We start from the raw sequence: 24,011 nt of genomic DNA, 5'->3' as shown, positions 1-24,011 counted from the left end.
GAGGATGTCCGGCTTACGAGTCGATTCAGGGAAGATGAGTGCGGTGGACGCAGCCCGAGCGCGTGGAGAGCGGGCCAGGGACGTTGACCGCAGACGATACAGGGATGAAAGTGGGGCGGAATCTCGTATGCAGAAGGTAAGGGATCGTTCTTCGAGGCGAGGGATCGCGTTGATCCTGTGGGCGGGAGGAGGGCTCCTCCTCATCGCCCTTCTTGGTTTCCTGCGCTTCCACGCGGCGCGCCTAGCCTATCAACTCGATTCCATCAACGAATCCATACAGCAGTACGTTGCGGAGGAAACTCGGCTGCAGCAGGAACTGTCTGCTCTCGTCGCTCCGATCAATATCTACACCTACTGCAAGGAGCGCCTGGGGATGCAGAAGGTGCTGCGGGTCGAGGCGTTGTCGGTCGGGCCTCAGGAACGGCTGGCCGCCGCGGGAAGGCTCGCGCCCGGTCCCGACGACGCCGGGTGGCGCGCCAGCTTGGCCTGGCTCTGGGGCGGGGAGCGACGGTGACGCGGGGCCGTCCTGCGCGAGTCCTGGCCTCCAAGGTGGAAGAACGTTGCGGAAACGGCATCTGATCAGCCCCTGGTTCCCGTTCGCCGTCCTGTACCTTCTGATGGGAGGGACGCTGATCGAGCGTCACTGTTTCCCGAACCCGCGCATCATCCAGCAGTCCCAGCACCAATACTGGCGGCGAGTCCCCATGCGGGCGGACCGGGGGATCATCCAAGACGAACGGGAGAACGCCCTCGTGATCTCCGAGCCCGTGTCGAGTTTTGCCGTGGACCCCAGCCTGCTCACCTCCGAGGAGGCGCTGACGTTGCAGGGAGCGCTGTCCGAGGACCTCCTGTCGCGGCTGGCACAGGCGGGGGATTCTCAATTCATGTGGCTGCGCCGAAAGGTGTCCCCGAAAGAGGGGGCGGAACTGCGGGCGCTCAACCTGAGGGCGCTGCTCGACATCGGAGAGCAGGACCGAAGGTATCCCAACCAGTCCCTCCTGGCTCACGTTCTGGGTTTTTGCGACATCGACAACCGAGGGCTTGCGGGGATCGAGCAGGCCTGGGACTCCACGCTCTACAACCCGCCGGGGTACCGCATCCTGGTCCGCCGGCCGGGCGCTCAGTCCGCCGTCCTCGTCAACGACGTATCGAGGCAAAGGCGCACGACGCCCGTGGTGACCCTGACCGTTGACAGCAGGATGCAGTACGTCGTCGAGAAGCACCTCTTCAAGACGGCGAAGGACAACGGCGCCAAATGGGCGGCTGCCGTCTGCATGGACCCGTGGACGGGGGCGATCCTCTCCATGGCCAGCTGGCCTCCCTTCGACCCGGGCGATCGAAGGAGCCTGGCTCCGGAGGTCCTCGCGAACAACGCGATCAGTCGGGGCTACGAGCCGGGGTCCACCCTCAAGCCGCTCGTCATGGGGATCGCGCTGGAGAACGGCTGGGCCCGGACGAACGAGACGTTCAACTGCCCGGCGCGGCTGAAGGTGGCGGACGGGTACGTGGCCGAGGCCGCTTCCAAGGCCATGGGGAGGATCGACACCGCCCACCTGATCATCAAGTCCTCCAACGTGGGCATGGCGCAGATCGGGATTCGGGCGGAGAAGGCGAAGATGTACGAGAACCTCAGAGCCATGGGGTTCGGGCAGGAGAGCGACATCGAACTGCCGGCGGCGGCGGAGGGCATCGTCCCCTTTCCAGAACAGTGGCGCGGCGTCGTGCCCGCCAACATCGCGATCGGCCAGGGGCTGGCGGTGACCCCGCTGCAGCTGATCAATGCGACGGCCGCCATCGTCAACGGCGGCAGGCTGATGAGCCCCTACATCGTGAAGAAGGCGACCAACGCCGTAGGGGAAACGGTCTACGAGGGCTCGCCCCTCGTTCTGCGCGAGGTGCTGACGCCGGAGACCGCAAGGTGGCTGCGAAAGGCGATGCGGGACGCCGTCGTCGAGGGCACCGGCAAGAGGGCCGAAACGAAGGTCACCCGGCTGGCGGGGAAGACGGGCACCGCTCAGGTGCCGGAGGGCGGAAAGTACAGCCGCCACCGGTACGTGGCCTCCTTCATCGGCTTCTGGCCCTACGAGGATCCGAAGTACCTCATGCTCCTCGTCATCGGGGAGCCGACTGGGGGGCGCTATTACGGCGGCGAGCTTGCGGCGCCTCCCTTTCGGGCCATCGTTGAAGAGATGGCGGAACTCGAATATTACGCACAGAGGAAGGGGTCCCTATGAGCATAAAACTTTCCGAGGTCCTCGCCGCGATTCGAGGGCGGACGCCGTCCCTTGAAGTCAGAAACGCAGCGGAGGACCCGTCGATCGGCGACGTGGCGTCGGACAGCCGCCAGGTGGGCGAGGGCACCCTCTTCTGCTGTATCCGCGGCGAGAAAAGCGACGGCCACGACTACGCTGCGGAGGCCAGGGAGCGCGGAGCGCTGGCCCTGCTCTGCGAACGGGACCCCGGCGTCGGCCTGCCCGCGATCGTCGTCCCGTCGGTGCGAGACGTCATGGGGGACGCTGCGGCAGCCGTCTACGACAGGCCCGCGGAGAAGCTCCTGATGGTCGGCGTGACGGGAACCAACGGCAAGACCACGACGACCTACATTTTGCGCAGCATCCTGCAGGCGGCGGGCATCCGAACGGGGCTTTTGGGGACCATCGTGGAGCGCGATGCGACCCGCACGACGCCGGAGAGCTGCGTCGTCCAGCGCCGGCTTGCGGACATGGTACGGAACCGGTGCGCGGCCTGCGTCATGGAGACCTCGTCCCACGGGCTCACCCTGGGACGGCTGCGGGGCGCGAGCTACGACGTCCCTGTTTTCACTAATCTCAACCCGGAACACCTCGACTTTCACAAGGAGATGGAGGACTACTTTCAGGCCAAGCGCCTGCTGTTCACCCGGTATGTGAAGCCCGGTTTCCTGGGGGCGGTCAACGGGGACGACCCCTACGGGCGGCGGCTCCTGGAGGAGGCGCCGGAGCACCTCAGGGGCTTCTCCATGGCGGCGGAGGACACGTTTGCCCGCGTGAGCCGGTGGAGCACCTCCCTCCAGGGGACGGAGATGCGCGTGGAGATGCGCGGCTTGAGTCCGCTGGATTTGATGAGCCCCCTGTCCGGAGAGTTTAACGTCTGGAACGTCCTCTGCGCGGTCACGGCTCTGCGCGGCCGGGTCAGCGATGAGGCCATCGTCCGCGGGGTCGCCCTCACCCCGCAGGTACCGGGGCGCCTCGAGCGCTACGTGCTGCCCAACGGGGCCTGCTGCTTCGTCGACTTCGCGCACACCCCAACCGCCCTCAAGAGCCTCCTGACCACGGTTCGCGCCCTGACGAAGGGGCGGGTGATATCGGTCTTCGGACACGGCGGCGGGCGTTACCCCCTAAACCGCCCCGCCCTGGGCCGCGTTGCGGGCGAGCTGGCGGACCACGTGATCGTAACGATGGACAACCCGCGGGACGAGGATCCCGCGAAGATTGCGAGCGAGATCGAGGCGGGGATCGCAGAGGTTCGGGGCGGAGCGTCCCACGAGGTGATCCTGGACCGCGGGGAGGCGGTACGCCGCGGACTTGAACGGTTGTCGGGGGGCGACGTCCTGACGGTATCGGGAAAGGGGCCGGAGCGATACCTGGAGAGGTGCGGCAAGAGGACGCCCTACAACGACGCGGAAACGGTGCAGGCGTGGCTTCGGGCTTGAGAGGGGGCGTCCGTCGTTGAAGTCGTTGAAGGAGAGGCCGTCGCTTGGGGAGATGTTCGCCCTCATCGGCAAGTCCCTGCCGGAGGAGGCCGCAGGCCGCCCCTTCCCGGCCCACGTCGCGACGGACAGCCGCTGCGTGGAGCCCGGCGGAGCCTTCGTCGCCCTGGAGGGAGAGCGCGTGGACGGCCACCGGTACGTCCCCCAGGCCCTGGAGCGGGGGGCGGGGCTGATCGTTGTCCGCCGGGGGAAGAGGCCCGACGAGCTGTCCGTTCCCTGCGTTGAGTTGGAGGAGCCGGAGCAGGACCTGGCCCGGCTGGCCTCGGCCTACCTGAGGCACCTGGAGGTCCCTGAGGTGGTCGCCGTCACGGGGAGCGTGGGAAAGACCACCACCCGCGCAGCCCTCCAGCAGGTGCTGGGAGGGCGATTCAGGCTGCACGCCGCTACCCGCAGCCTGAACACGAGGATCGGCTGCGCCTGCACGGTCCTCGCCATGCCGCAGGACGCGGAGGTGCTGCTCCTGGAGTTTGGCGCCAACAAGCCGGGGGAGATCCTGGAATTGACGAACCTCTTTCCGCCGACCTCGGCCGCGATCACTCAAGTGGCTCCCGTTCACCTTGAGGGATTCGGTTCCCTGGAAGGGGTGCTTAGGGGTAAAATGGAGATCGTTCGCTCCCCGCGGTTGAGGCGTTTCCTCTACAACTTCGACTGCCTTCCCCTGCGCGGTGCGACCTTGGGAATGGGGAGGACGGCGGAAACGCTCTCGATAGGAGGCGACGGAGCCGATTGTTGCATCGAGGCCCCCCGTTTTGAGATGCGGGGCAATCGGCCGGAGCTCACCTTTCACCTGAGAAAACGGGACGGGGCGACGGCGCGCTTCAGCGCCGGGGTCTGGGGGACCCACCTCGCGCTGCCCCTCGCCTTTGCCGCGGCGTTCGGCGGGCTCAAGGGGATTGGGCTTGCGGAGTGTGCGGAGGCGTTGAGGGGCTTTCAGCCCCTTGAGGGGCGGGGCAGGATCCTGTCGCTGGACGGCGGCAGGAGGTTTTTGGTGGACGACGCCTACAACGCGAACCCCGAGTCGATGCGGGCGTCTTTAGCTACCTTTGGAGAACTGCAGGTCGAGGGAAAGATGGCGATCCTGGGAGAGATGCGGGAGATGGGACGGGAGACGCTCCACTATCACCGTGCGCTGGAGCCCCTTTTGAATGGTTTGGAGAGCGTGGTCCTGGTGGGGGACGCCTGGAGGAGCGCGCTGTCGGAGCGTCCGGGGTTCGCTTTCGTTCGGGATTGGCAGGAAGCGCTCCAGATCGCCGCCGGGACGTCGTGGACGGGCCTCCTGGTCAAGGGGTCGAACAGCCTCGGCCTTCAGAACGTCGTGCAGAGCCTCGCTGTGGAGCATGGGGGAGCCGCCTCATGACGCGGGCGGCCTTGTGGGGGATGGCCTTCTTCTGCCTCAGCCTCGTTCTGCAGTACGTCTGGCTTCACATTCAGCGGCGCGTCAGTCTGACGCAGGCGCAGAAGAGCTACGGGGTGGGCATCGACGTGGAGGTCAAGGCCGCTACGCCGTCGATGGGCGGCGCGGTGTTCTTGGTGTTGGCACTGCTGGGCCTGGCCTTGACCTGGGGCGTCGAGTCGCTGACTTTCTGGTCCCTTCCCCTGGCGGGAGGTTTTATTGGCCTCCTGGACGACGGGTTGAAGTTCTTCAGCCGTTCCAGCGAGGGCTTACGCAGCATGACGAAGCTCAAGGTACAGCTCGTCGTCTGCGGCCTGTGGGTCCTGTTGGTCTTTCTGACGGGACGCGCGGGCCTTTGGCCGGGACTCGACCTCGGTTGGCCGCTCCTGGCCCCCCTGATCTTCATCGGGTGCGTGGGGATGCTGAACGCGGTCAACATAACGGACGGCCTCGACGGCCTGGCGGGAGGGTGTACGATGATCTCCCTGGCGGCCCTGCCCCTTCTGATCCCGGCGTCCGAGTTCAACGTCGCGACGGTGTCCATGCTGTTCTTCATGACCGCCGGCTTCATGTTCTTCAACCTGCGCCCGGCGCGCACGTTCATGGGGGACACGGGGGCGCACTTTCTCGGCGGCGCTCTGGCCGGGCTCTGCGTGACGAACGGTCGGCTGCTGGCCCTGCTCCCGGTGGGGTTCCTGTTTGGGATCGAGATGCTCACGTCGGCCATCCAGATCTTCACGATCCGCAAACTGAACCGGCGCGTGTTCCTGATGGCGCCCCTCCACCACCATTTTCAGCGGATGGGTTGGGATGAGAGCCTCGTGACGACGCGCTTCTGGCTCGTTCAGGCCGTCGGAACCGCGTGGCTTTCGCTGCTCCTGCTCTGCATCGGGGGCGAGGGTTAGCGGCTGCCGGCAGGGTTGCAAAACGAGCCGCTCCGGAGGATTTGCCGAAAGAAGAGCGGTTTTCGATCGTTTTTTGATGCCGCGGCAGCGCGGCGCACGAGAGGTGAATTTTCTGTCGTGATGGATAATCAGTTGCAGCAATTGCAGGATTCTTCCGATTGGAAGGGCAAGCGCCTGACGGTCGTGGGCGCCGGGGTGAGCGGGCGGGAGCTTGCGCTGCTGGCTGCCCGCATCGGGGCGCGGGTCTTCGTGACGGAACAAAAGGGGGTGTCCGCAGAGGTCGCGGAGCTCTTCTCACGGAACGGGATCGCCTGGGAGGAGAACGGGCACACGGAGCGGGCCTTTGAGGCGGACGCCATGCTGCTCAGCTCTGGCATCCCGCCGACCTCCGAGGTGGTCCTGTCGGCCCGAAAGCGTGGGACGCCCCTCATTGGAGAGCTGGACTTCGTGATCCCGCAGCTTCGAGGCAAGCTGATCGGCGTCACGGGGAGCAACGGCAAGAGCACCGTGACCGCCCTGATCGGGCACATGTTGAACGCTGCGCATCGCAACGTCGCCGTCGGAGGGAACCTGGGCAGGGCAGCCTCGGTCTTTGCGGGCAGGGAGTTCGACGCCGTGGTCCTGGAGCTCAGCAGCTTTCAGCTGGAGTGGGCCCACACGCTTTCCTCCTGCGTTTCCATCGTCACCAACCTTGCCCCGGACCACCTCAACTGGCACGGCAGCTACGAGGCCTACGTTGCGGCGAAGGCGAAGATACTGTCGCTGCGCGCCTCTTCTGGGTGGGGGATCGTGCAGGACCGCGACGTAGAGGCCCTGAAGGCCGAGGGAGAGGAGCGCGTCATCACCCTGAGCTGGGAGGAGAGGCCAGAGCACGAGATGGCGGGACACATCTTCATGGGAGAGGAGGGGGCGACGCTGCGCCTGAAGGGGGAGCAGGCGCCGCTCTTTCGGTACTCGGAGACCACGCTCCTTGGGGGTCACAACCTGGAGAACGTGGCCATGAGCATGGCTGCCCTCCGCCTCCTCGGCCTGGAGGAGGACGCGGCAACGCTTCTGAAGGGTTTCTTCCCGCTGCCCCACCGCTGTGAACGGGCTGGAGTCGTCGATGGCGTCCTGTACGTGGACGACTCCAAGGGGACGAACATCGCCGCTTCGGTGACGGCCATGACCGCCCTCCCCGGCCGGAAGGTCGTCATCCTAGGAGGTCGCGGGAAGGGGGAGGATTACGCGGAGCTTGCGAAGGGCGTCTTGCGGGAAGCGGACGCCGCCGTCCTCTTGGGGGAGGAGCGGGATGCGATCGCGGCGGCGCTGAAGGGAGCGGGCTTCACGGCGGTGACCCTGGCGCAGGATATGGAGGATGCCGTCGGAAAGGCCCGAGCCCTGGCCCGTCCCGGGATGACGGTCCTGCTCTCCCCAGCCTGCACCAGCTGGGACATGTACGAGAACTACGGGCAGAGGGGTGATCACTTCTGCTCCATCGTCCGCGGCCTGCAGGAGCCGAATTGAAGCCGAACGACGACGGGAAGGGACTGAGGCAGAGGGGGACGTTCCTGATCTGGGGCATCCCCATGATCCTGAGCCTCTGCGGGTTGGTGATGATCGCGTCCCTCTCCCTGCGCAACAGCATGACGGGCGGTAACCCCTACGCCCTTCCGTTGAAACAGTTTCAGTTTCTGGGCCTTGGAATGACGGCCATGGTCTGCTGCGTCATGTTTTCGCCTCAGGCATTGCGTCGGCACTGTGGGCTTCTCTGGTTGGTGTCCCTTGCGCTCCTGTGGGGCACCCTGATCCCCGGCCTGGGGCTGAGGGCCGGCGGAGCGCGCCGTTGGATCAGCCTCTTGGGCTTCAACTTTCAGCCCCTTGAGGTCCTCCTCTTCACCATGCCCATCTTTCTCGCCGATCGGATGACGGCGTCGCGCCGGGAGGGGCTTGATGCCTTTGTGCGCCCGACGCTTTTGGTGATCTTCCTCTCGGTGCTTCCCCTCATGCTGCAGCCCAACCTGGGAGGGGCGCTTGTGGTGATCGGGGTTTGTTGCCTGATGCACGTGGAGAGTCGGGGGTGGAAGTACCCCGTGCTGGGGGGCATCCTGGCTTTTTTCCTGATTGCGTTCCTGATCTGGCAGGCACCCTATCGCATGAGGCGATTTTATGCGTTTTGGGACCCATGGTCCGACCCCACCGGCAAGGGATTTCAGATCATTCAGGGGCTCGTGGCCTTTGCCAACGGCGGCCTTACGGGCGTGGGGATCGGAAAGGGGCTGCAGGAGGACCGCTACCTCCCGGAGGCGCAGACGGACTACGTCTTTCCTGCGATAGGGGAGGAGTTCGGCCTATTGGGGACGGCCTTCCTCCTTGCGCTGTACGCGCTGTGGACCTGGAGGGCGTACCGGATCTACCGGCGGAGCGAGGACCCCTTTCTTTCCCTGCTCGCCCTGGGGATGGCGGCGTCGGTGGTGTGCCCCATGTTCCTGAACCTGGGTGGCGTGATGAAGCTGATGCCGCTGGCGGGGGTTCCACTCCCCTTCATCAGCGCCGGAGGGAGCTCGCTGCTCTTCATGTGGGCAAAGGTGGGGGTCTTGATGGCGGTCGATCGAACGCTGCGCGGTCGGGAACTGGGGATGGAAGAGCTTCCTGAGGTGTCGGGACGTCAGGCGCGGCGGGAGAGCTGATGGAGGCGGGCGTTTGATGTGTGCAAGGAACGGGGGAGACGCGAAGAGCGTGTTGATCGTCGCCGGTGGGACGGGAGGGCACATCTTTCCAGCCCTCGTCTTCGGGCGGTGGCTTGAGGGGCACCGCGGCGCGGCGGTTTCCTACCTGTCGGGCTTCAGGCCCCTTGAGGCGGAGATCTACGCCGCCGCCGGCGTGACTCCCATCCGGCTTTCCCTGGAGGGGTCCCCCCTCGGCGTCCGGTCCCCGCTGAAGGTCCTGAGGCGTTCCCTCGCCCTAATCTCCTCCTTCAGGGAGGTTTCGCGTTGCCTGGCCGAGGTGCGCCCTCAGACCGCTTTCCTGTTTGGCGGCTACGTTTCCTTTGCCCCGCTCCTGCTCTGCCACCTCCGCGGGATCCCGGTGGTGTTCCACGAGCAGAACGCCGTAGCGGGCCGGGTGACGCGGCTGGCCTCCAGGCTGGGGGCGGTGATCGCCGCCGGATGGGAGGAGTGTCTGGGCCTTCATGGCCCTCACGTTCTGACAGGGATCCCCGTCAGAACGCCGCACCGTCTGTCCCGTGCGGAGGCGGAGCGGCGGCTTGGCCTGTCGCTCAAGGAGGGGGCCCGTGTCGTCGGGGTCATCAGCGGCTCCCTGGGCAGCGCCGCGCTGCTCAAGGAAGCGCTGAGGGCTGCGGGTGCCCTTGAAGGCCGAGCTGTGCCCGTGGAGTTCGTCCTCCTGGGGGATGCTCCCGTGGGAGCCGTCCGAGAGGGCGTCCACTTCGTCGGGCGCCGATGGGACGTGGACCCCCTCTACTCGCTCTGCGATGCGCTGATCTGCCGTGCGGGTGCCTCCACCCTGGCGGAGGCCCTGAGGTGGGGCCTCCCCACAGTGGCCGTCCCCTGGATGCAGGCCGCAGACGGGCACCAGGCGCGCAACGCCCTTTCTTTCGTCGAGGCGGGGGGAGGCGTCCTCTGGAGGGAGGGGGATGCCCTGCCCCTTGCGGGCGTGATCGAGGACCTTCTGGAGCGCGGCAGGGCTTCGGTCCCTGTGGGCGAGGACGCCGCGTCGGTGGCGATCGCACGGGCCGCAGGACTTTGATGGCGATTGCCGGGCGTTCAAGTGAGCTGTAAAGAAAGGCGTTCTTGATATGGTGACAGAACTTGAGGGAGTGGAAAGGGTCCACCTCATGGGCATGGGAGGGGCGGGGATGGCGTCCCTCGCGAAGCTGCTTTCCGGGATGGGGTTTCAGGTCAGCGGCTGCGACCTGAGCCGAGGGGCCTCGGTTCAGGAGCTGGAAGCCCTGGGGATGGAGTGCATGCTGGGGCACTCGGGCGACCACGTCGAGCGCTTCGACCCCCAGCTCTTGATCTACTCCAGCGCCGTCGACGAAGCCTGCGATGAGCTTGAGGCCGCGAGAGCGCGAGGGGTCCGGACCGTCGGACGGGGCAGGGCGCTGAGCTGGCTCTTCAACGCAGCTTCGGGCGTGGGGGTGGCCGGAACGCACGGGAAGACGACGACCTCGTCCATGCTCAGCCTCATCCTGTCCCGCGCCGGCCTCGCCCCCACCCTCTACGTGGGAGCTCAGATGCGGGATATGGGGACGAGCGCCCTCCTGGGAGAGGGACGCCTCTTTCTGGCGGAGCTGGACGAGAGCGACGGCTCCTTTGAGCTCTTTCGACCCGCCGTTTCCATCGTCACCAACGTCGATTGGGACCACGTGAACCACTTCCCCTCCCTTGAGGACGTCGTCCAGGCCTTTGCGCGCTTTGCCTCGGAGCGCAAGGCGGGGGCACCGCTCATCGTCTGCGCCGAGGACGAGGGAGCCCAGCGGATGCTTGAGGGGGTGCAGGGCCCGATCCTGCGCTACGGCTGGGGGAGGTCCTGGGACTGGGGGGCCTTCGACCTCGTCCCCAGGGCGGCCGGGGGGATGTCCTGCAGCGTGTGCCGCAAGGGAACGCCCCTTGGTCCCCTTGAGCTCTCCGTTTCGGGGGAGCACAACGTCCTGAACGCGCTGGCTGCGTTGGCCGCGGCAGATGTCCTGGGGGTCCCCTTCGAGGAGGCTGCAGCGACCCTGAGGGACTTTCACGGGGCGGCGCGGCGCCTTCAGACGAAGGGGACCCTCGGCGGAGTCACCGTCATCGACGACTTCGCCCACCACCCGACGGAGATCGCCGCAACGCTGGCCGCACTTCGGGGGATATACCCTGACCGGCGGATCCTGCTGCTCTACCAGCCGCACCGCTACACGCGAACGGCGGCCTTGGTGGAGCCCCTGACGGCAGCCCTGGCCGGGGCGGACGAGATCCTCCTGCTGCCCATCTACAGCGCGGGGGAGCCCCCCCTGCAGGTCTCGGCCGAGGCGATCGTCGAGAAGCTCCGGAGGGCGGGGAAGAGCATCGCCTTCTGCAGGGACGAGGACGACGCGCTGAGGGCGGTGCAGGCGCTTTCGCGGGATGGGGACCTGGTGCTCACGATGGGCGCGGGAAACGTCTTTCAAGTGGGCGAACGATTCCTCGAAGGATTGGGGAACTGGAACAAGGGCTGACCCATGACGCATTCAGGGCGAACCTCCGCGTTCTACGGGAGAGTTTGTGGCCGATTCGCACGATTGTTGCGCCCCGATTCGACCGACTAGGATATAATGTCTTTTGTGAATGAGGAGCGGGAATGTTTGCGGATGAGCTGGAGAGAAGTTTAAGCTGTCCCGTGGAGCGGCAGAGGCCCCTGGCGCCGCTCACCACGCTCGGCGTTGGAGGGAGCGCAGAGTACTACGTCGAGCCCTCCCGCCTTGAGGACCTCCAGGCCGTCTGCCGGACGAGCGCCCGTTTTGGGGTTTCGGTTCACGCGCTGGGAGGGGGGAGCAACGTCCTGTTCGCCGATGGGTTGATCCCCGGCGTAGTCCTCTCCATGCGAAAGTGGAACGGGGCCGTCTGGCGCAGGGCGCCGGAGGGGGAGGCGGTCGTGGAGGCGCAGGCCGGACATCCGCTCTCCGCCGTGCTCACCGAGGCGGTGCGGCAAGGCCTCGGCGGCTTGGAGTTCGTCGCCGGGATCCCCGGTACGGTGGGTGGTGCCATCGCCGGCAGCGTTGGAGCCGGAGGACGAAGCGTGGGGGAGTTCATGACCGCGGTGACGTCCCTTGAGCGGGACGGCTCCTTGAGGGAGTGGCAGGAGGGAGAGTTCGTCGCTGCCTATCGCAGCTTTTCGCTGACTCAGGCCGGCCGGGTCTTCCTGGGCTGCCGGATGCTCCTTCATCCAGCGGGAAGGGAACGGATCGAGTCGGAGCTGGCTCGTTTTCGTGAGGCGCGAAGCGCGCAGCCCATCGGGGCCCGCAGCGCGGGGTGCAGCTTTAAGAACCCCCCCGGCGAGAGCGCCGGGCGTCTGCTCGATCGGTGCGGCTGCAAGGGGATGTCCGTCGGAGGAGCGAGGGTGTCCGAGCGTCACGCGAATTTTATCGTGAACGAGGGGCGCGCGACGGCGTCCGACGTCCTGTCGTTGATGCAGCTTTGTCAGGCGACGGTGCTTGCAAGGACGGGGGTCCGCCTCGAACCTGAGGTCCGCGTGATCGGGCTTGATATACAGAGTGCCTGCTAGGGAGAAAGGGCGTGCGCTGGTCGAGGGTTTTTTTGATGTCGTTGCTCCTGGGCGGCCTCTGGCGCCTCGTGGAATACAGGGCGTGGATGCCCTTGAGCGGCTACCGGGTGGACGCTCAGGACCCTGCCCTGGAAGAGCGGCTGTGGTCGGTGTTCCCGTCGCGCTGTTTTCGCTTCTGGCCGTACTTTTTGAAGGACGCGGAGGTGCTAAAGCAGTTTTTGGAACGGGACATACCGGTGTCCGTGGTCACGACGATGCCGCGGGTCGGAAGGTTCGCGACCGCGATCAAGCGGCTGACGCCGTGGCTGAAGGTGCGGTGGTACGACCAGCTGTGGTGCGTTTCGCGGGAAGGGCGCATGTGGAACGTCGCGGAGGCGCAGGGGCACATGGCGAGTGCTGACTTGGGGCTGGGCCCGACGTGGCGCCTGCCCCAGCTGAAGGAGGACGGAGAACGGCCTCCCTCCGGTGTCTTTGACTTTCCGATGTCGCTGGATGCGCTCGCCGGATTCCTGGACGAATACCAGAGGTACGAATGGTTTCGTGCGGTACAGGACATCGCCTGGGACCGCAGGGCGGGGGCGGATCTGTTTCGCCTGAAGCTCAGGCGCGAAAAACAGCTTTTTGAGCTCTTGATACAGCCTGAAAAATATGAGGGGCAGGACCTGGGCGTCGGGCTTGAAGAACTCTTTTCAAAACTCTCGAAAGAGGGCGGAAATCACCTGATCGATGCCACGTATAAGGGCAAGATCCTGTTGAGAGATTTGCCGGGCGGGCCAGAAGAAGGGAGTTTGAAGTAATTGCAAAGGGAGTCGGATACCTTAGTCGGACTTAGCGTGGGCACCACGAAGATCTCCGTGATTGTGGCGGAGCAGGACCCGCGCTACCCAGAGGCTGTACAGGTGATCGGTATGGGCTACTCCCCCTCTCACGGCCTTTCCAAGGGCGTCATCGTCAACCTGAAGGAGGCGACCCAGTCCGTCAAGCGGGCGCTGCGGGAGGCGGAGAACATCACGAACCAGCGCATCAACTCCGCGATCGTTGCCTTCAATTCGCTGGACGTGAACAGCGTGATGACGGAGGGAATGGTGGCCCTGGACGGACGGGAGCCGAGGCGCGTCGAGGAGGCGGACCTCATGAGGGCGATTGAGGCCGCTCAAAGCCGCCTTGAACTCCCCAAAAACACCTTTTCGGTCCATACGATCCCGGTGCGTTATGAGCTGGACGGCCGTCCCGTGGACGAACCCCTGAACATGACGGGGAAACGCCTAGAGATCATGCTTCAGACGGTTTCAGTCCCCATGACCTATACCCAGAACGTCCTCACCTGTGTTCAGGAGGGGGCGGGAATTCGGGTGAAGGGGCTTGTGCTGAAGCCCCTGGCCGCGTCGCTGGGGTCCGTAATGGAGGAGGAGATGAAGATGGGCTGCATCTCGCTCTCCATCGGCGGCGGCGCGACGGGGCTCGTCCTCTATCGCGGGGGTCGTCCCTTCAAGATCATGAGCATCCCCATCGGGGGAGAACACATCACGAGCGACCTGGCCACCGTCCTTCGCGTTTCCCTGCGGGATGCCGAAGACGTCAAAAAGCGCATCTTCATGGAGGACGACGAATCTCTCCGGCGGGACGGCATCGACATCGACATGGCCATCCAGGTGATCGGCGCCCGGATTGAGGAGCTCTTAATGGATTACGTCCGGGTGGCCCTTGCGGACTGCAGTCCGCAGCTCTTCCCCGGCGGGGTGATCCTGTCCGGTGGAGTGGCCAAGACGCCGGGCATCGTGGAGATGCTTGGGGAGGTCCTGCAGATGAAGGTTCGCGTTGCTCACCCCATCTACGCGATGCCGCCCGGACGAGAGGACACCTCCTACGTCAGCGCGGCGGGGCTCCTGCGCTACAACACCTACCGCAACAGCTACTCTCACCTCTTTGTCGAGCCCAACTCCGAGGACGTTCGCCTGTCGACCGAGTACCTGAACGACCCCATGACGGACTCCCAGAAGCCGGAGCCGACGGCGGAAAACCTGAGGAGCTTTCTCGGCGGGCTTGCCAGGAAATTCAAGGACCTCTTCTAGGGCAACACTGGCCCAGTGGTTGAGGACGATAAACCGTACGGGTCCCCATGAGCGCCAGAAACTTCACCGAGGCCGCACGAAGCGCGTGGGGGAACCTTCGGGGAAGCGCTGAAGGAACCCCTTCGTTTGATGATCCTTGATCATTTTTAAGATTGATCAGCGCTTCCTCTGGAATTTCTGTATTTTTCCTGTGGCACGGCGGGTGAGTTCGTCCTCTAATTAACATAGAATGGGATGCAGTGTGCCGCATAGCGTGATGTCGTGTATGGCGCGGGGCTGGGGATTTGTTGATTTCGAAAAGAATTCCTGCCGCCTGCAACAGGCCGGGGCACCGGATGAATGTCGAAGTAAAAGCAGCTGGGAGGATGGCAGATGGATCAGGGACAGATGTTTGAGCTCTCCGACGATTCGATGAAGCAGCGGGAGAATATCATCGTCATTGGAGTGGGCGGCGGAGGCGGCAACGCTCTGAACCACATCATTGAATCCGGCCTGGAGGGCGTGGAGTTCATCGCCGCCAACACGGATGCCAAGGCGCTGGCCTTGAACCGGGCCCCGAAGAACAACCACATTATCCTTGGCGAGAAGAAGACGGGAGGGCTTGGAGCCGGCGCGAACCCGGAGGTTGGCATGGAGGCCGCGAAGGAGTCCCTGGAGTGCATTAAAGAGCACATAGAGGGCGCGCACATGCTCTTCGTGACCGCCGGAATGGGCGGCGGCACGGGGACGGGAGCTGCGCCGGTGATCGCTGCGGCTGCCAAGGAATCGGGGGCCCTCGTGGTCGGCGTCGTCACCCTGCCGTTCAACTTTGAGATGCAGAAGCGATTCAAGACGGCTCAGGGCGGCATTGAAAACCTCAAAAAGTGCGTGGACGCCCTTTTGATCGTGGAGAACGACCGGCTGCTTCAGTTGGGCAACGCGGAGAAGATGCTCTTGACGGAGGCCTACGCGATGGTGGACGAGGTGCTCTACCAGGCCGTCAAGGGCGTAACGGACCTGATCACCCAGCCGGGGTTCATCAACCTGGACTTTGCGGACGTGCGGACGGTGATGTCCAACGCCGGGACGGCGATCATGGGGATTGGGGAGAGCGACGGCGACAACCGGGCGGAGCAGGCAGCGCGCGCCGCGATCAAGTCCCCGCTGATGTCGGTGCCCATGGAGGGGGCGAAGGGCGTCCTCTTCAACGTGACGACGGGGCCGGACATCACCCTGATGGAGATGTCCAAGGCGGCGGAGGTCGTCAAATCGACGGCGGACCCCGAGGCGGAGGTGATCTGGGGGCACGTCATCGACGAGAAGATGGGCGGCAAGGTCCGCGTGACCCTCATTGCGACGGGGTTCCCGGAGGGACGGGCCCTGGGGCGCAAGGCGCCCTCCTCCAACCGAGTGCCCGAAAAGCCGGCCGCCAGGAACGAGGGAACGCAGCAGACGTCCCACGCGAGGACGATCTTCGGAAGGCAGGAGCGCGGGAGCTTCGAGGAGACCAGGCTGCAGTCCCCCAGCGAGGATGAGATGGCGCCGTTCCGAGGCCTGCCCAAGATGCCCTACGACCAGCCCGCCATCTTCAGAAGGCGCCCTAAGGAGTAACGGAAGGGGCGAGGAATGAGAGCAGCACCGTTGAAGAGAAGGATCACGAGGCGATCAAGACATAGGGAGATCAAGAAGAAGGGGTTTATCCTCTCCTTCGGAGATATCATCCTGCCGTTCGTCGGAGTTGTGGCGATCGGCCTTCTTGTGGTTGCCGGGAAACTTTTCTTTGTCAATGGCCTGGCCTTCTCCTCGGAGGTCCTTCCCCCGCAGGCGGAGGAGCCCCTGTCGGGGACGACATCTTCGACCGATGCCGAGGTTCCCACGGTGGAGGAGGTTCCGCAGGCCGATCTCACGAGGATCGGAACGAACAGCGCCGACGGGGGGACGGAGTTGCTCTCCAACCCCAAAGCCCCGTTGCCCCTGGACGTTACGGTCATCCCCTACGGCAACACTACGGCACGCCCCACTCCATTACCCCTCCCAGCGACCACTTCCTCTAAGGACGCTGGAGCGGGCATGGTGAAGGTGGACCGTACGCCGGTGAAACAGAAGGAGGCTTCACCTCCTCAGGGGCAGAGGAAGCCCCGGGCGGAGGTTAAGCCTGATCCTGTCAAGCCTCCGCAGCCCAAGCCGGCCCCGCAGCAAAAGCCAAAGCCCCCCGCGCCTCAGAAGCCCCTTCAGCAGGGAACGGCCGTGTGGCGCGTTCAAGTGGGAGCCTATTCCTCGAAGGGAATTGCGCAGGAAACGGTTGCAAAACTGACGAAGGCCGGGTACAAGGCGACGGTGTTTTCTGGACCGAGGTTCCATAAGGTCTGGGTACAGGCCGGAAATACAAAACAATCCGCGGATGCGGCTATCCTGCAGCTCAAGAAGCTGGGATTCCCACAGAGTTACGCCATCCCACCGGCCCAGCGTTAATTTGTGATATCTCACGTTTGCTCCGGGGAGTGAAGTCCCCCGGAGCTTTTTTGTTGGAATCCTTTGTCGGAAGCGAGGGAGTGGTCCGATGAATCGTGCAATGAACCCTTCGGATGCTGCGGCGTTTTTGGAGATGGAACAAATTTTGAACGGTGCGGCCTCTCAGGGGATCCGCCCCGGCCTGGAGCGGATCGGGCGGCTGCTCCACCTCCTGGGGAGTCCACAGGATCGGTGGCCGGCCCTGCACGTCGTGGGCACCAACGGAAAGGGGTCCACCTGCGCGTTCCTGGCGTCGGTGCTGCGGGCCGCGGGCTACAGGACCGCCTTCTACAGCAGCCCCCACCTGGAGAGCCCCGCGGAGCGCCTGTTGATCGACGGAAAACCGATTGCGGGCGAAAAGTGGCTGGCCGCCGTCAGGGAGGTGGTTGCGCCGGTGCGGGAGGATGGCCTTCTGGCGCAGGACCCTCCCTCCTACTTTGAACTGGTGACGGCAGCGGCCTTCCTGCTGGCCGAAGGGGAGGGGGCGCAGGTGGGGGTCGGCGAGGCGGGACTGGGCGGCCGGCTGGACGCGACGAACCTGTTGGGGCAGGTCGTGTGTTCCGTCGTGGCCTCCATCTCCATGGACCACATGGAGTTTCTGGGGAACACCCTGGAGGAGATCGCCGGGGAGAAGTTCGCCGTGGTGAGGCCCAGCATTCCTGCCTGCTTCATGGGCGACAACCCGGCGCTGATCCCCCTCTTCAAGGCCTTCTGCGGGAGGGTGGGCGCGCTGCCTCACGTCGTCTCCGAGGAGGTTCGGTTGGAGGACGTCCTGATGGACGAGTCGGGCTGCACCTTCGACTTTCGCTCTCCGCTCCTCCGTCTTGACCGCGTCCGCACCCGTCTGCCGGGGCGCTACCAACTGTCGAACGCCTCGCTGGCGCTCCTGGCCCTCGCTCAGGTTCGGGACAGGTTCCCGGGGCTGGCGGAACGGACTATCCTGCAGGGGATCGAGGAGGCCCGATGGCCCGGGCGCCTCGAAGTCATCGCCCACGACCCGACGGTCGTCCTGGACGGGGGGCACAACCTGGACGGGGTGAAGAAGCTCGTCGAGAGCGCCAGGGAGCTTTGGAAGGGCAAGAGGCTAGGCGTGGTGTACGCGGCGATGCGGGATAAGGACTATCGGGGGTGCCTCTCGCTCCTCAGCGCGCTGTCCCCAGCCCTCTACGCCACGGAGGTGCCGGACATGGAGCGGTGCCTCCCGGCTCAGGACCTGCTGAGCGCGTCGGCGGGAATTCCCTGGCGCAATGAGCCCCGGTCCTTCGCCTCGCCCCTGGAGGCAGCGGCGCTGGCCCGTCGGGAGAACGAGGTCGTGCTCGTCTGCGGCAGCCTCTACCTGATCGGGTGGGTACGGCCCAGGCTGCAGGAAGCGCTTGAGGACGGAGGACCCCGCCGTGTTTGAGGAGCGCGCAACCGACCGGGAGCACTTTCGGCTGGGCCTTCCGCAGGGTCAGAACGTCCTGGAGTTCCTGCCGGCCCGCTCCTTTGCCTCCGCCCGCCTCTTTATGCGCGGCCCATTGCTCGCGGGAACGGGAGGGCGCGCCGCGGCGATCCGCGATCGCCTCGCGCCGGACTTCCTCGACGAAGGTCGGTCCCTGGTCGCCCCCCGCCAGGTGCATGGGGTCCGAATTCTGAAGGCCGCTCCTGAGGTTGCTCTGCCGGCGCAGGTGGAGGCGGACGGCATCCTGCTGACGCGCAGCGACCTCGACGCCTCTCTGCGCTTCGCGGACTGCGCCCCGGTCCTCCTGCTCCCCTCGGAGGAGTGGGCACGGCGGCACGGCCCGTGGGCGCTGATCCTCCATTCGGGCTACAAGGGCACGGTCCAGAACATCGCGCAATCGGGCCTTCTGGAGGTCGAGCGTTCGATGGGGCGGGGAGCGGCGGCCTCCGCCTCCGCGTGGATCGGCCCCTGCATCGCCGGCAGAAGCTACCCCCGAACGCTTGAGGAGTGGACGCAGCGCGGCCTCAGCGCCTTCCATCCGGAGAACGTCGATAGGATGGGACAGAGCTTCCATTTCGATATCGCGGGCGAGATTCGACGGCAGTTGATGGAGTGCGGGGTCCCTGAGGACCGGGTTCACGTTGCGGGGATGGACACGGCCTCCGACGGACGCTGCTACTCCTACCGCGGAGGGGACCGCGAGGACCGGATGTTCCTGCACCTTCGACTGCTCTGACCGCTGCACCGCGAAGAAATTTCATTTTTTGGGAGCGTTTTGGAGCGGCGGTGCGCCACAAAGGACGCCGAAGCGGGGATAAAGATAAACAGGGGACGACACAGCTGCCGCGCATACGGCACGAACACTTTGTATCTCGTCTGGAAGGTGACGTTATGGAATCGATAAAGAGGTTTGGCGTCATTGGGGTGGGGCACCTGGGACAGCACCACGCGCGGGTCTATACGGAGCTTTTGGACGCGCGCCTGGTGGGGGTCGCCGATAACGATCCGGAGAGGGCGCGTTCAATAGGCGCTCATCTGGGCGTCCCCGCTTATGGGAGCCTGGAGGAGCTCATTGACCGTCAGGCGCCGGACGCCGTTTCCATCGTGGTTCCAACGAGCCTGCACTATGAGATCGCAAAGCGAGCGATGGAGGCGGGGCTTCACGTCCTGATCGAGAAGCCGGTCACGACCCGCCCCGAGGAGGCGGAGGACCTGCTGCGGCTGGCGGCGGAGAAGGACCTGGTGCTTCAGGTGGGGCATATAGAGCGCTTCAACAGCGCGATCCGCTACATCTCCCAGACGGCCCACAAGCCCATCTACCTGGAGTCCAAACGCATCGGCCCCTTCTCGCCGAGAATCAACGACGTGGGGGTCGTGCTGGACCTGATGATCCACGACATCGACATCGTCCTCTCCCTGGTCCCGTCCCCCATCGCCCGCATCGCTGCAGCGGGGGCCTGCGTTTCTACGGAGCACGAGGACATCGCGGACGCCCAGATCACCTTTGAAAATGGGGTGGTGGCCCACATCCTGGTCAGCCGCGTGTCGGAGAAGAAGCTGCGCCAGCTGGAGATCATGGAGCGCCAGCGCCAGATCACGGTAAACTACGAAACGCAGACGGTGCAGATCAACCGCTGCGTCAGCAGCAGCGACGGACAGATGGAGATCCTCGAGAGCCCGATCTTCCCCAAGAACGAGCCGCTGAAGCTGGAGTTGGCCCACTTCGTGAGCTGCGTCCGGGACAGGCGGCAGCCCCTGGTGGGGATTCGGGACGGCAAGCGCGCCCTTGAGGTCGCCATCGAGGTGCTGAGGCAGATCCACGACGGGGCGGCGGCGTCGGGAGAACGGGCGACGGCCTGAGCGGCGTCGGCCCTCCCCGCAGGCCCCGGATCAATTTCCAGAGAAAACGTTGACGCGCTCCGGCAGATTTTTCCGCCGGAGCGCGTCACTTTTACCTTGCAGGTGAACCCCTCGCGCGTCAACCGGCGTAGAGGTCCACGTTCTTGGCCGAGTTGGCGTTGGTGGTGATGAACTCCCGGCGCGGCTCCACCCTCTCGCCCATCAGGATGTCGAAGTACTCGTCGGCCAGGAGGTCGTCGTCCAGCTCCACCTTCTTCAGGATGCGGTTGGCGGGGTCCATCGTCGTCATCCAGAGTTGTTCCGGATTCATCTCGCCGAGCCCCTTGTAGCGCTGCACGCCCACCTTGTCGGGGTCCGGCGCGCCGTCCACCTGCTGGCGCAGCTCCTTCTCCGTGTAGCAGTAGTGGACCTGCTTGCCCCTCTGCACGCGGTAGAGCGGCGGTTGGGCGAGGTAGATGTACCCCTCCGTCAGGAGCTCCGGCATGTGGCGATAGAAGAAGGTCAGGAGCAGCGTGCTGATGTGCGCGCCGTCCACGTCGGCGTCGGTCATGATGATGATCTTGTGATAGCGGAGCCGCGTCGCGTTGAACTCCGTGCCGATGCCGCACCCCAGCGCCGTGATGATCGTCTGTATCTCGCGATTCTGAAGCATCTTGTGTTCCTGCGCCTTTTCGACGTTCAATATCTTGCCCCGCAGCGGCAGGATAGCCTGAAAGGTGCGGTCGCGCGCCTGTTTTGCGCTGCCGCCGGCGCTGTCCCCCTCGACGATGTATATCTCCGAGTTCTCCGGCGTCTTGGAGGAGCAGTCCGCCAGCTTGCCCGGAAGGTTCATCCCCGTCATGGCACCCTTGCGCACCAGCTCCTTGGCCTTCTTGGCCGCCTCGCGCGCCCTGCGGGCCCGAAGCGCCTTGTCCACGATGGGGCGGACGAGGTCGGGCCGCTCCTCGATGACGGAGAGGAGCCCCTCGTAGACGACGGAGTCCACCGCGCCGCGCACGTCGCTGTTGCCGAGCTTCGTCTTGGTCTGTCCCTCGAACTGGGGCTCCACGAGCTTGACGGAGAGGACGCAGGTCAGTCCCTCCTTCAGGTCGTCGCCCGTGAGGTTGTCCTCCTTGTCGTTCAAGAGCTTGCCGCCGCGCGCCGCCTCGTTGAGGGCCCGCGTCAGCGCCTGGCGCAGGCCCATGAGGTGCGCACCAGCCGGTGCGTGCCGCCCTCCACCGTGTGGATCAGGTTCGCGTAGGTGAGGATGCGCTCCTGATACTCGTCGTTGTACTGAAGGGCCATGTCCACCTTGATGTCGTTCCGTTCACCCGATATGACGACCGGGGGAGCGAAGAGCGTCGTCCTGTCGCGGTTCAGGTACTGGACGAAGGCGCTGACGCCCCCCTCGAAGTGGTACTCCCGGCTCTCGCCGCTGCGCTCGTCGGTGACGAAGATGCGAACCCCGGCGTTCAGGAAGGCCAGCTCCATGAAGCGGCTCTTGAGGGTTTCCAGGGAGTGGTGGACGTCCTCGAAGATCTCCTTGTCGGGGAGGTAGTGAATCCTCGTGCCCTGCCAATCGACGGGCACGCCCTCCGAGAGGTCCGTGACGGGCACGCCGCGCTCAAAGCGCTGGGTGCGCTCCATGCCGTTTCGCGCGATGGTGACCTCGAACCACTCCGAGAGGGCGTTGACGGCGGAAACGCCCACGCCGTGAAGGCCTCCCGACACCGAGTAGGCGCCCTGTTCAAACTTGCCGCCGGCGTGCAGGCGCGTCAGCACCACCTCGCAGGTCGGCCGTCCGTTCGAGGGGTGCGGGTCCGTCGGGATCCCGCGGCCGTCGTCCTGGACGGTAACGCTCTCGTCCTTGTGGACGGTCACGTCGATTCGGGTGCAGAAGCCGGCCATCGCTTCGTCAATGGAGTTGTCGACCACTTCGTTGACCAGGTGATGAAGCCCCCTGGGCCCCGTATCGCCAATGTACATCCCCGGACGCTTGCGCACCGCCTCCAACCCCTCAAGGACCTTGATCTTGTTGGCGTTGTAGTCGTTGATGGCGCTCTGCATCCCCTGCGTTCTATTGTCCATGTTCCCTCCTGAATCGCGACCGGCAGGCGGCTAGGCTTCCTCTTGGCGGAAAGGCCGTGTCGTGTAGTTTTACTCAGCACTTTCTTCCGCGGGCCTGCTATGATAAATTGCTTGATAAGCGACGTTGGCAAAGAGGTCCAACTGATTTATTATACCGCATTTGAGGAGCTTCGGAAGGGGAGTTCCCGCAAAAGACGACGCATTCTCAGGGCTTGCCAGGCGTCTTGCGGCCGTCGGCTCGGAGGTGGCTAAAATGATTGATTGCCTGAAGATGAACGGAAACGGGAACGACTTTCTCGTCATGGACAACCTGTCGTTGGCGATGGACGCTTCGACCCTCGCCCGGACGGCGCGGGCCGTCTGCCGGCGCAGGGAGTCCGTGGGGGCGGACGGCCTCCTCGTGCTGGAGCCCTCGGAGCGCACAGCGTTTCGGATGCGCCTGTTCAATCGGGACGGCTCCGAGGGGGAGATGTGCGGCAACGGCGCCCGGTGCGCGGCGCGCTTCGCCTTCGAGCGGGGGATCACGGGACGGGAGATGACCTTTGAAACGCTGGGAGGCGACGTGAACGCGGCCGTCAGGGGGGACCGCGTCGCCCTGGACCTGGCGCCGGTCAACACCGCGTCGGCGGTGCTGCGGGCCCACGCCTCCGTGGAGGGTTGTGACCTCACCTACTCCTTCCTTGTGGTGGGCGTGCCTCACGTGGTGATCTTCGAGCAGGAACGCCGCCGGTCGATCGCGGAGTACGCTCTGCTGGGACGCGCGATCCGCAACCGACGGGACCTCTTCCCGGAGGGGACCAACGTGAACTTCGCCCACCTACTGGCGGGAGTGCTCGACGTCATCACCTACGAACGGGGCGTGGAGGACATCACCCTCTCCTGCGGGACGGGGTCTGTGGCGAGCGCCATTGTAGGGCGCCTCATGAAGGTCGTGGGGGACGAGGTCCGGGTGTTGAACCCCGGCGGCTTGAACGACGTGAGCCTCACGTGGGTGGGGGCGGACGTCGTGCAGCCGAGGCTTGAGGGAGGGGCGCTGATGATCGCGGAGGTCCGGCTCCTGCCGGAGGCCTTCGACGCCGGCTGTTGGCGCCCGGCGCTTCCGAAAAAATACGCTTGAGAATACGAGGGAAAAGAATGGGAATGGCAAAGGAAACTCTGAGCTCCCTGCGGCAGCTGTGCGCCAGGGAATGGCGGGCCCTCCTGGTCCTGGTCCTGGCGAACGTCGTCTATGCCTTCGCGGTGGCGTACTGCACGCTGCCCTATCGCTTTCCGGACATCGGGGTGCCCGGCATCGCGGTGCTGACGAACTACCTGTTCGGGCTCTCTCCCAACTGGATGATCGTCGGCGTCAACCTGATGCTGATCTATTGGGGGCGCAGGGACCTGGGCCTGCACTTCCTGGCCCTGACGGTCTTTTCCGTCGCCGTGTTCTCCGGCTTCCTCGCGGTCTTCTCGCGCTTTCCGTTCTCGATCACGGAGGACAAGTTCATGGCGGCGGTGATCTCAGGCTTCCTGAAGGGCGTCAGCATGGGGGCGATGTTCAACGTGGGGGGCTCCAGCGGAGGTTTCGACATTGCGGCCGCAGTCCTGCGCCGACGCTACGACCTGGAGGTGGGTCGCTTCTCCATCATCTACAACGTCGTCATCCTGGCGTTCTCCCTGGGCGTGGTGGGCCTTGAGTCGGTGGTCTACGGCGTGGTCAGCGTGTACATCTGCGGGGTGATGCTGGACAACATGACCCGAAACTTCGACAAGCGCAAGCAGGCGCTCATCATCACCAACATCCCGGACGAGGTCA

The 24,011-nt window shown here is 65.1% G+C and carries 19 protein-coding genes and 1 pseudogene; 19 read left to right on the top strand and 1 reads right to left on the bottom strand.

Annotation, left to right across the window (positions count from 1 at the left end; translation table 11 throughout):
• The first annotated feature begins 127 nt into the window (after window positions 1–127).
• The 17 genes from Q0629_RS10090 to Q0629_RS10010 all read left to right on the top strand — a co-directional run bounded on the left by Q0629_RS10090 (window position 128) and on the right by Q0629_RS10010 (window position 20,146).
• On the top strand, window positions 128–514 hold the full coding sequence (locus Q0629_RS10090; RefSeq protein WP_298782084.1) for a hypothetical protein: 387 nt from the start codon (window positions 128–130) through the stop codon (window positions 512–514).
• Between the two features lie 46 nt (window positions 515–560).
• The gene (locus Q0629_RS10085) at window positions 561–2,234 is read left to right on the top strand and encodes a penicillin-binding protein 2 (protein ID WP_298782082.1); all 1,674 of its coding nucleotides are present in this window, start codon (window positions 561–563) and stop codon (window positions 2,232–2,234) included.
• Window positions 2,231–3,691, top strand: coding sequence for a UDP-N-acetylmuramoyl-L-alanyl-D-glutamate--2,6-diaminopimelate ligase (locus tag Q0629_RS10080; RefSeq protein ID WP_298782080.1), 1,461 nt, complete (start codon window positions 2,231–2,233; stop codon window positions 3,689–3,691). The genes Q0629_RS10085 and Q0629_RS10080 overlap by 4 nt, the downstream gene beginning before the upstream one ends.
• Window positions 3,692–3,707: 16 nt before the next feature.
• Window positions 3,708–5,105, top strand: coding sequence for a UDP-N-acetylmuramoyl-tripeptide--D-alanyl-D-alanine ligase (gene murF / locus Q0629_RS10075; RefSeq protein ID WP_298782078.1), 1,398 nt, complete (start codon window positions 3,708–3,710; stop codon window positions 5,103–5,105).
• Window positions 5,102–6,046 (top strand): phospho-N-acetylmuramoyl-pentapeptide-transferase, encoded by a 945-nt coding sequence (locus tag Q0629_RS10070; protein WP_298782076.1) that lies wholly within the window; start codon window positions 5,102–5,104, stop codon window positions 6,044–6,046. Before murF ends, Q0629_RS10070 begins: the two co-directional genes overlap by 4 nt.
• Before the next feature lie 120 nt (window positions 6,047–6,166).
• Entirely contained in the window at window positions 6,167–7,552 is a 1,386-nt protein-coding gene (gene murD / locus Q0629_RS10065; protein WP_298782074.1) for a UDP-N-acetylmuramoyl-L-alanine--D-glutamate ligase, read from the top strand.
• Window positions 7,549–8,715 carry a putative peptidoglycan glycosyltransferase FtsW gene (locus Q0629_RS10060; RefSeq protein ID WP_298782071.1) on the top strand — a complete coding sequence of 389 codons (1,167 nt, stop codon included), beginning with the start codon at window positions 7,549–7,551 and terminating at the stop codon, window positions 8,713–8,715. The genes murD and Q0629_RS10060 overlap by 4 nt, the downstream gene beginning before the upstream one ends.
• A 16-nt stretch (window positions 8,716–8,731) precedes the next feature.
• A complete protein-coding gene (locus Q0629_RS10055; RefSeq protein ID WP_298782069.1) occupies window positions 8,732–9,790 on the top strand; it encodes a UDP-N-acetylglucosamine--N-acetylmuramyl-(pentapeptide) pyrophosphoryl-undecaprenol N-acetylglucosamine transferase in 1,059 nt (352 codons plus the stop codon).
• Between the two features lie 49 nt (window positions 9,791–9,839).
• Window positions 9,840–11,237 carry a UDP-N-acetylmuramate--L-alanine ligase gene (murC, locus tag Q0629_RS10050; RefSeq protein ID WP_298782067.1) on the top strand — a complete coding sequence of 466 codons (1,398 nt, stop codon included), beginning with the start codon at window positions 9,840–9,842 and terminating at the stop codon, window positions 11,235–11,237.
• A 122-nt stretch (window positions 11,238–11,359) separates the two neighbouring features.
• A complete protein-coding gene (gene murB, locus Q0629_RS10045; protein WP_298782065.1) occupies window positions 11,360–12,283 on the top strand; it encodes a UDP-N-acetylmuramate dehydrogenase in 924 nt (307 codons plus the stop codon).
• A 35-nt stretch (window positions 12,284–12,318) separates the two neighbouring features.
• On the top strand, window positions 12,319–13,080 hold the full coding sequence (locus tag Q0629_RS10040) for a hypothetical protein (RefSeq protein ID WP_298782063.1): 762 nt from the start codon (window positions 12,319–12,321) through the stop codon (window positions 13,078–13,080).
• Window positions 13,081–14,355 (top strand): cell division protein FtsA, encoded by a 1,275-nt coding sequence (gene ftsA, locus Q0629_RS10035; RefSeq protein ID WP_298782061.1) that lies wholly within the window; start codon window positions 13,081–13,083, stop codon window positions 14,353–14,355. It begins immediately after the preceding gene.
• A gap of 372 nt (window positions 14,356–14,727) precedes the next feature.
• A complete protein-coding gene (gene ftsZ, locus Q0629_RS10030) occupies window positions 14,728–15,945 on the top strand; it encodes a cell division protein FtsZ (protein ID WP_298782059.1) in 1,218 nt (405 codons plus the stop codon).
• A 30-nt stretch (window positions 15,946–15,975) separates the two neighbouring features.
• Window positions 15,976–16,806: an SPOR domain-containing protein gene (locus Q0629_RS10025; RefSeq protein WP_298782057.1), complete on the top strand. Its 831-nt coding sequence runs from the start codon at window positions 15,976–15,978 to the stop codon at window positions 16,804–16,806.
• Between the two features lie 88 nt (window positions 16,807–16,894).
• Entirely contained in the window at window positions 16,895–18,247 is a 1,353-nt protein-coding gene (locus Q0629_RS10020; RefSeq protein ID WP_298782055.1) for a folylpolyglutamate synthase/dihydrofolate synthase family protein, read from the top strand.
• On the top strand, window positions 18,240–19,022 hold the full coding sequence (locus tag Q0629_RS10015) for a polyphenol oxidase family protein (protein ID WP_298782053.1): 783 nt from the start codon (window positions 18,240–18,242) through the stop codon (window positions 19,020–19,022). The genes Q0629_RS10020 and Q0629_RS10015 overlap by 8 nt, the downstream gene beginning before the upstream one ends.
• Before the next feature lie 155 nt (window positions 19,023–19,177).
• Complete coding sequence (locus Q0629_RS10010) at window positions 19,178–20,146, top strand: Gfo/Idh/MocA family oxidoreductase (protein ID WP_298782051.1); 969 nt, start codon at window positions 19,178–19,180, stop codon at window positions 20,144–20,146.
• A gap of 118 nt (window positions 20,147–20,264) precedes the next feature.
• Here the strand turns inward: Q0629_RS10010 and gyrB are convergent.
• Window positions 20,265–22,192, bottom strand: a pseudogene (gyrB, locus tag Q0629_RS10005) (DNA topoisomerase (ATP-hydrolyzing) subunit B).
• A gap of 274 nt (window positions 22,193–22,466) precedes the next feature.
• On the opposite strand from gyrB, the gene dapF reads away from it, so the two are divergent.
• On the top strand, window positions 22,467–23,330 hold the full coding sequence (gene dapF, locus Q0629_RS10000) for a diaminopimelate epimerase (RefSeq protein ID WP_298782049.1): 864 nt from the start codon (window positions 22,467–22,469) through the stop codon (window positions 23,328–23,330).
• Between the two features lie 23 nt (window positions 23,331–23,353).
• Window positions 23,354–24,011: YitT family protein (locus Q0629_RS09995; RefSeq protein WP_298782047.1), on the top strand; the 658-nt coding region annotated here is incomplete at its 3' end.

This window comes from uncultured Fretibacterium sp. (assembly GCF_938030725.1).
Classification (GTDB): Bacteria; Synergistota; Synergistia; order Synergistales; family Aminobacteriaceae; genus Fretibacterium.
Note: the sequence above shows the minus strand (reverse complement) of the source record. Positions and strands in the feature narration are given on the sequence as shown.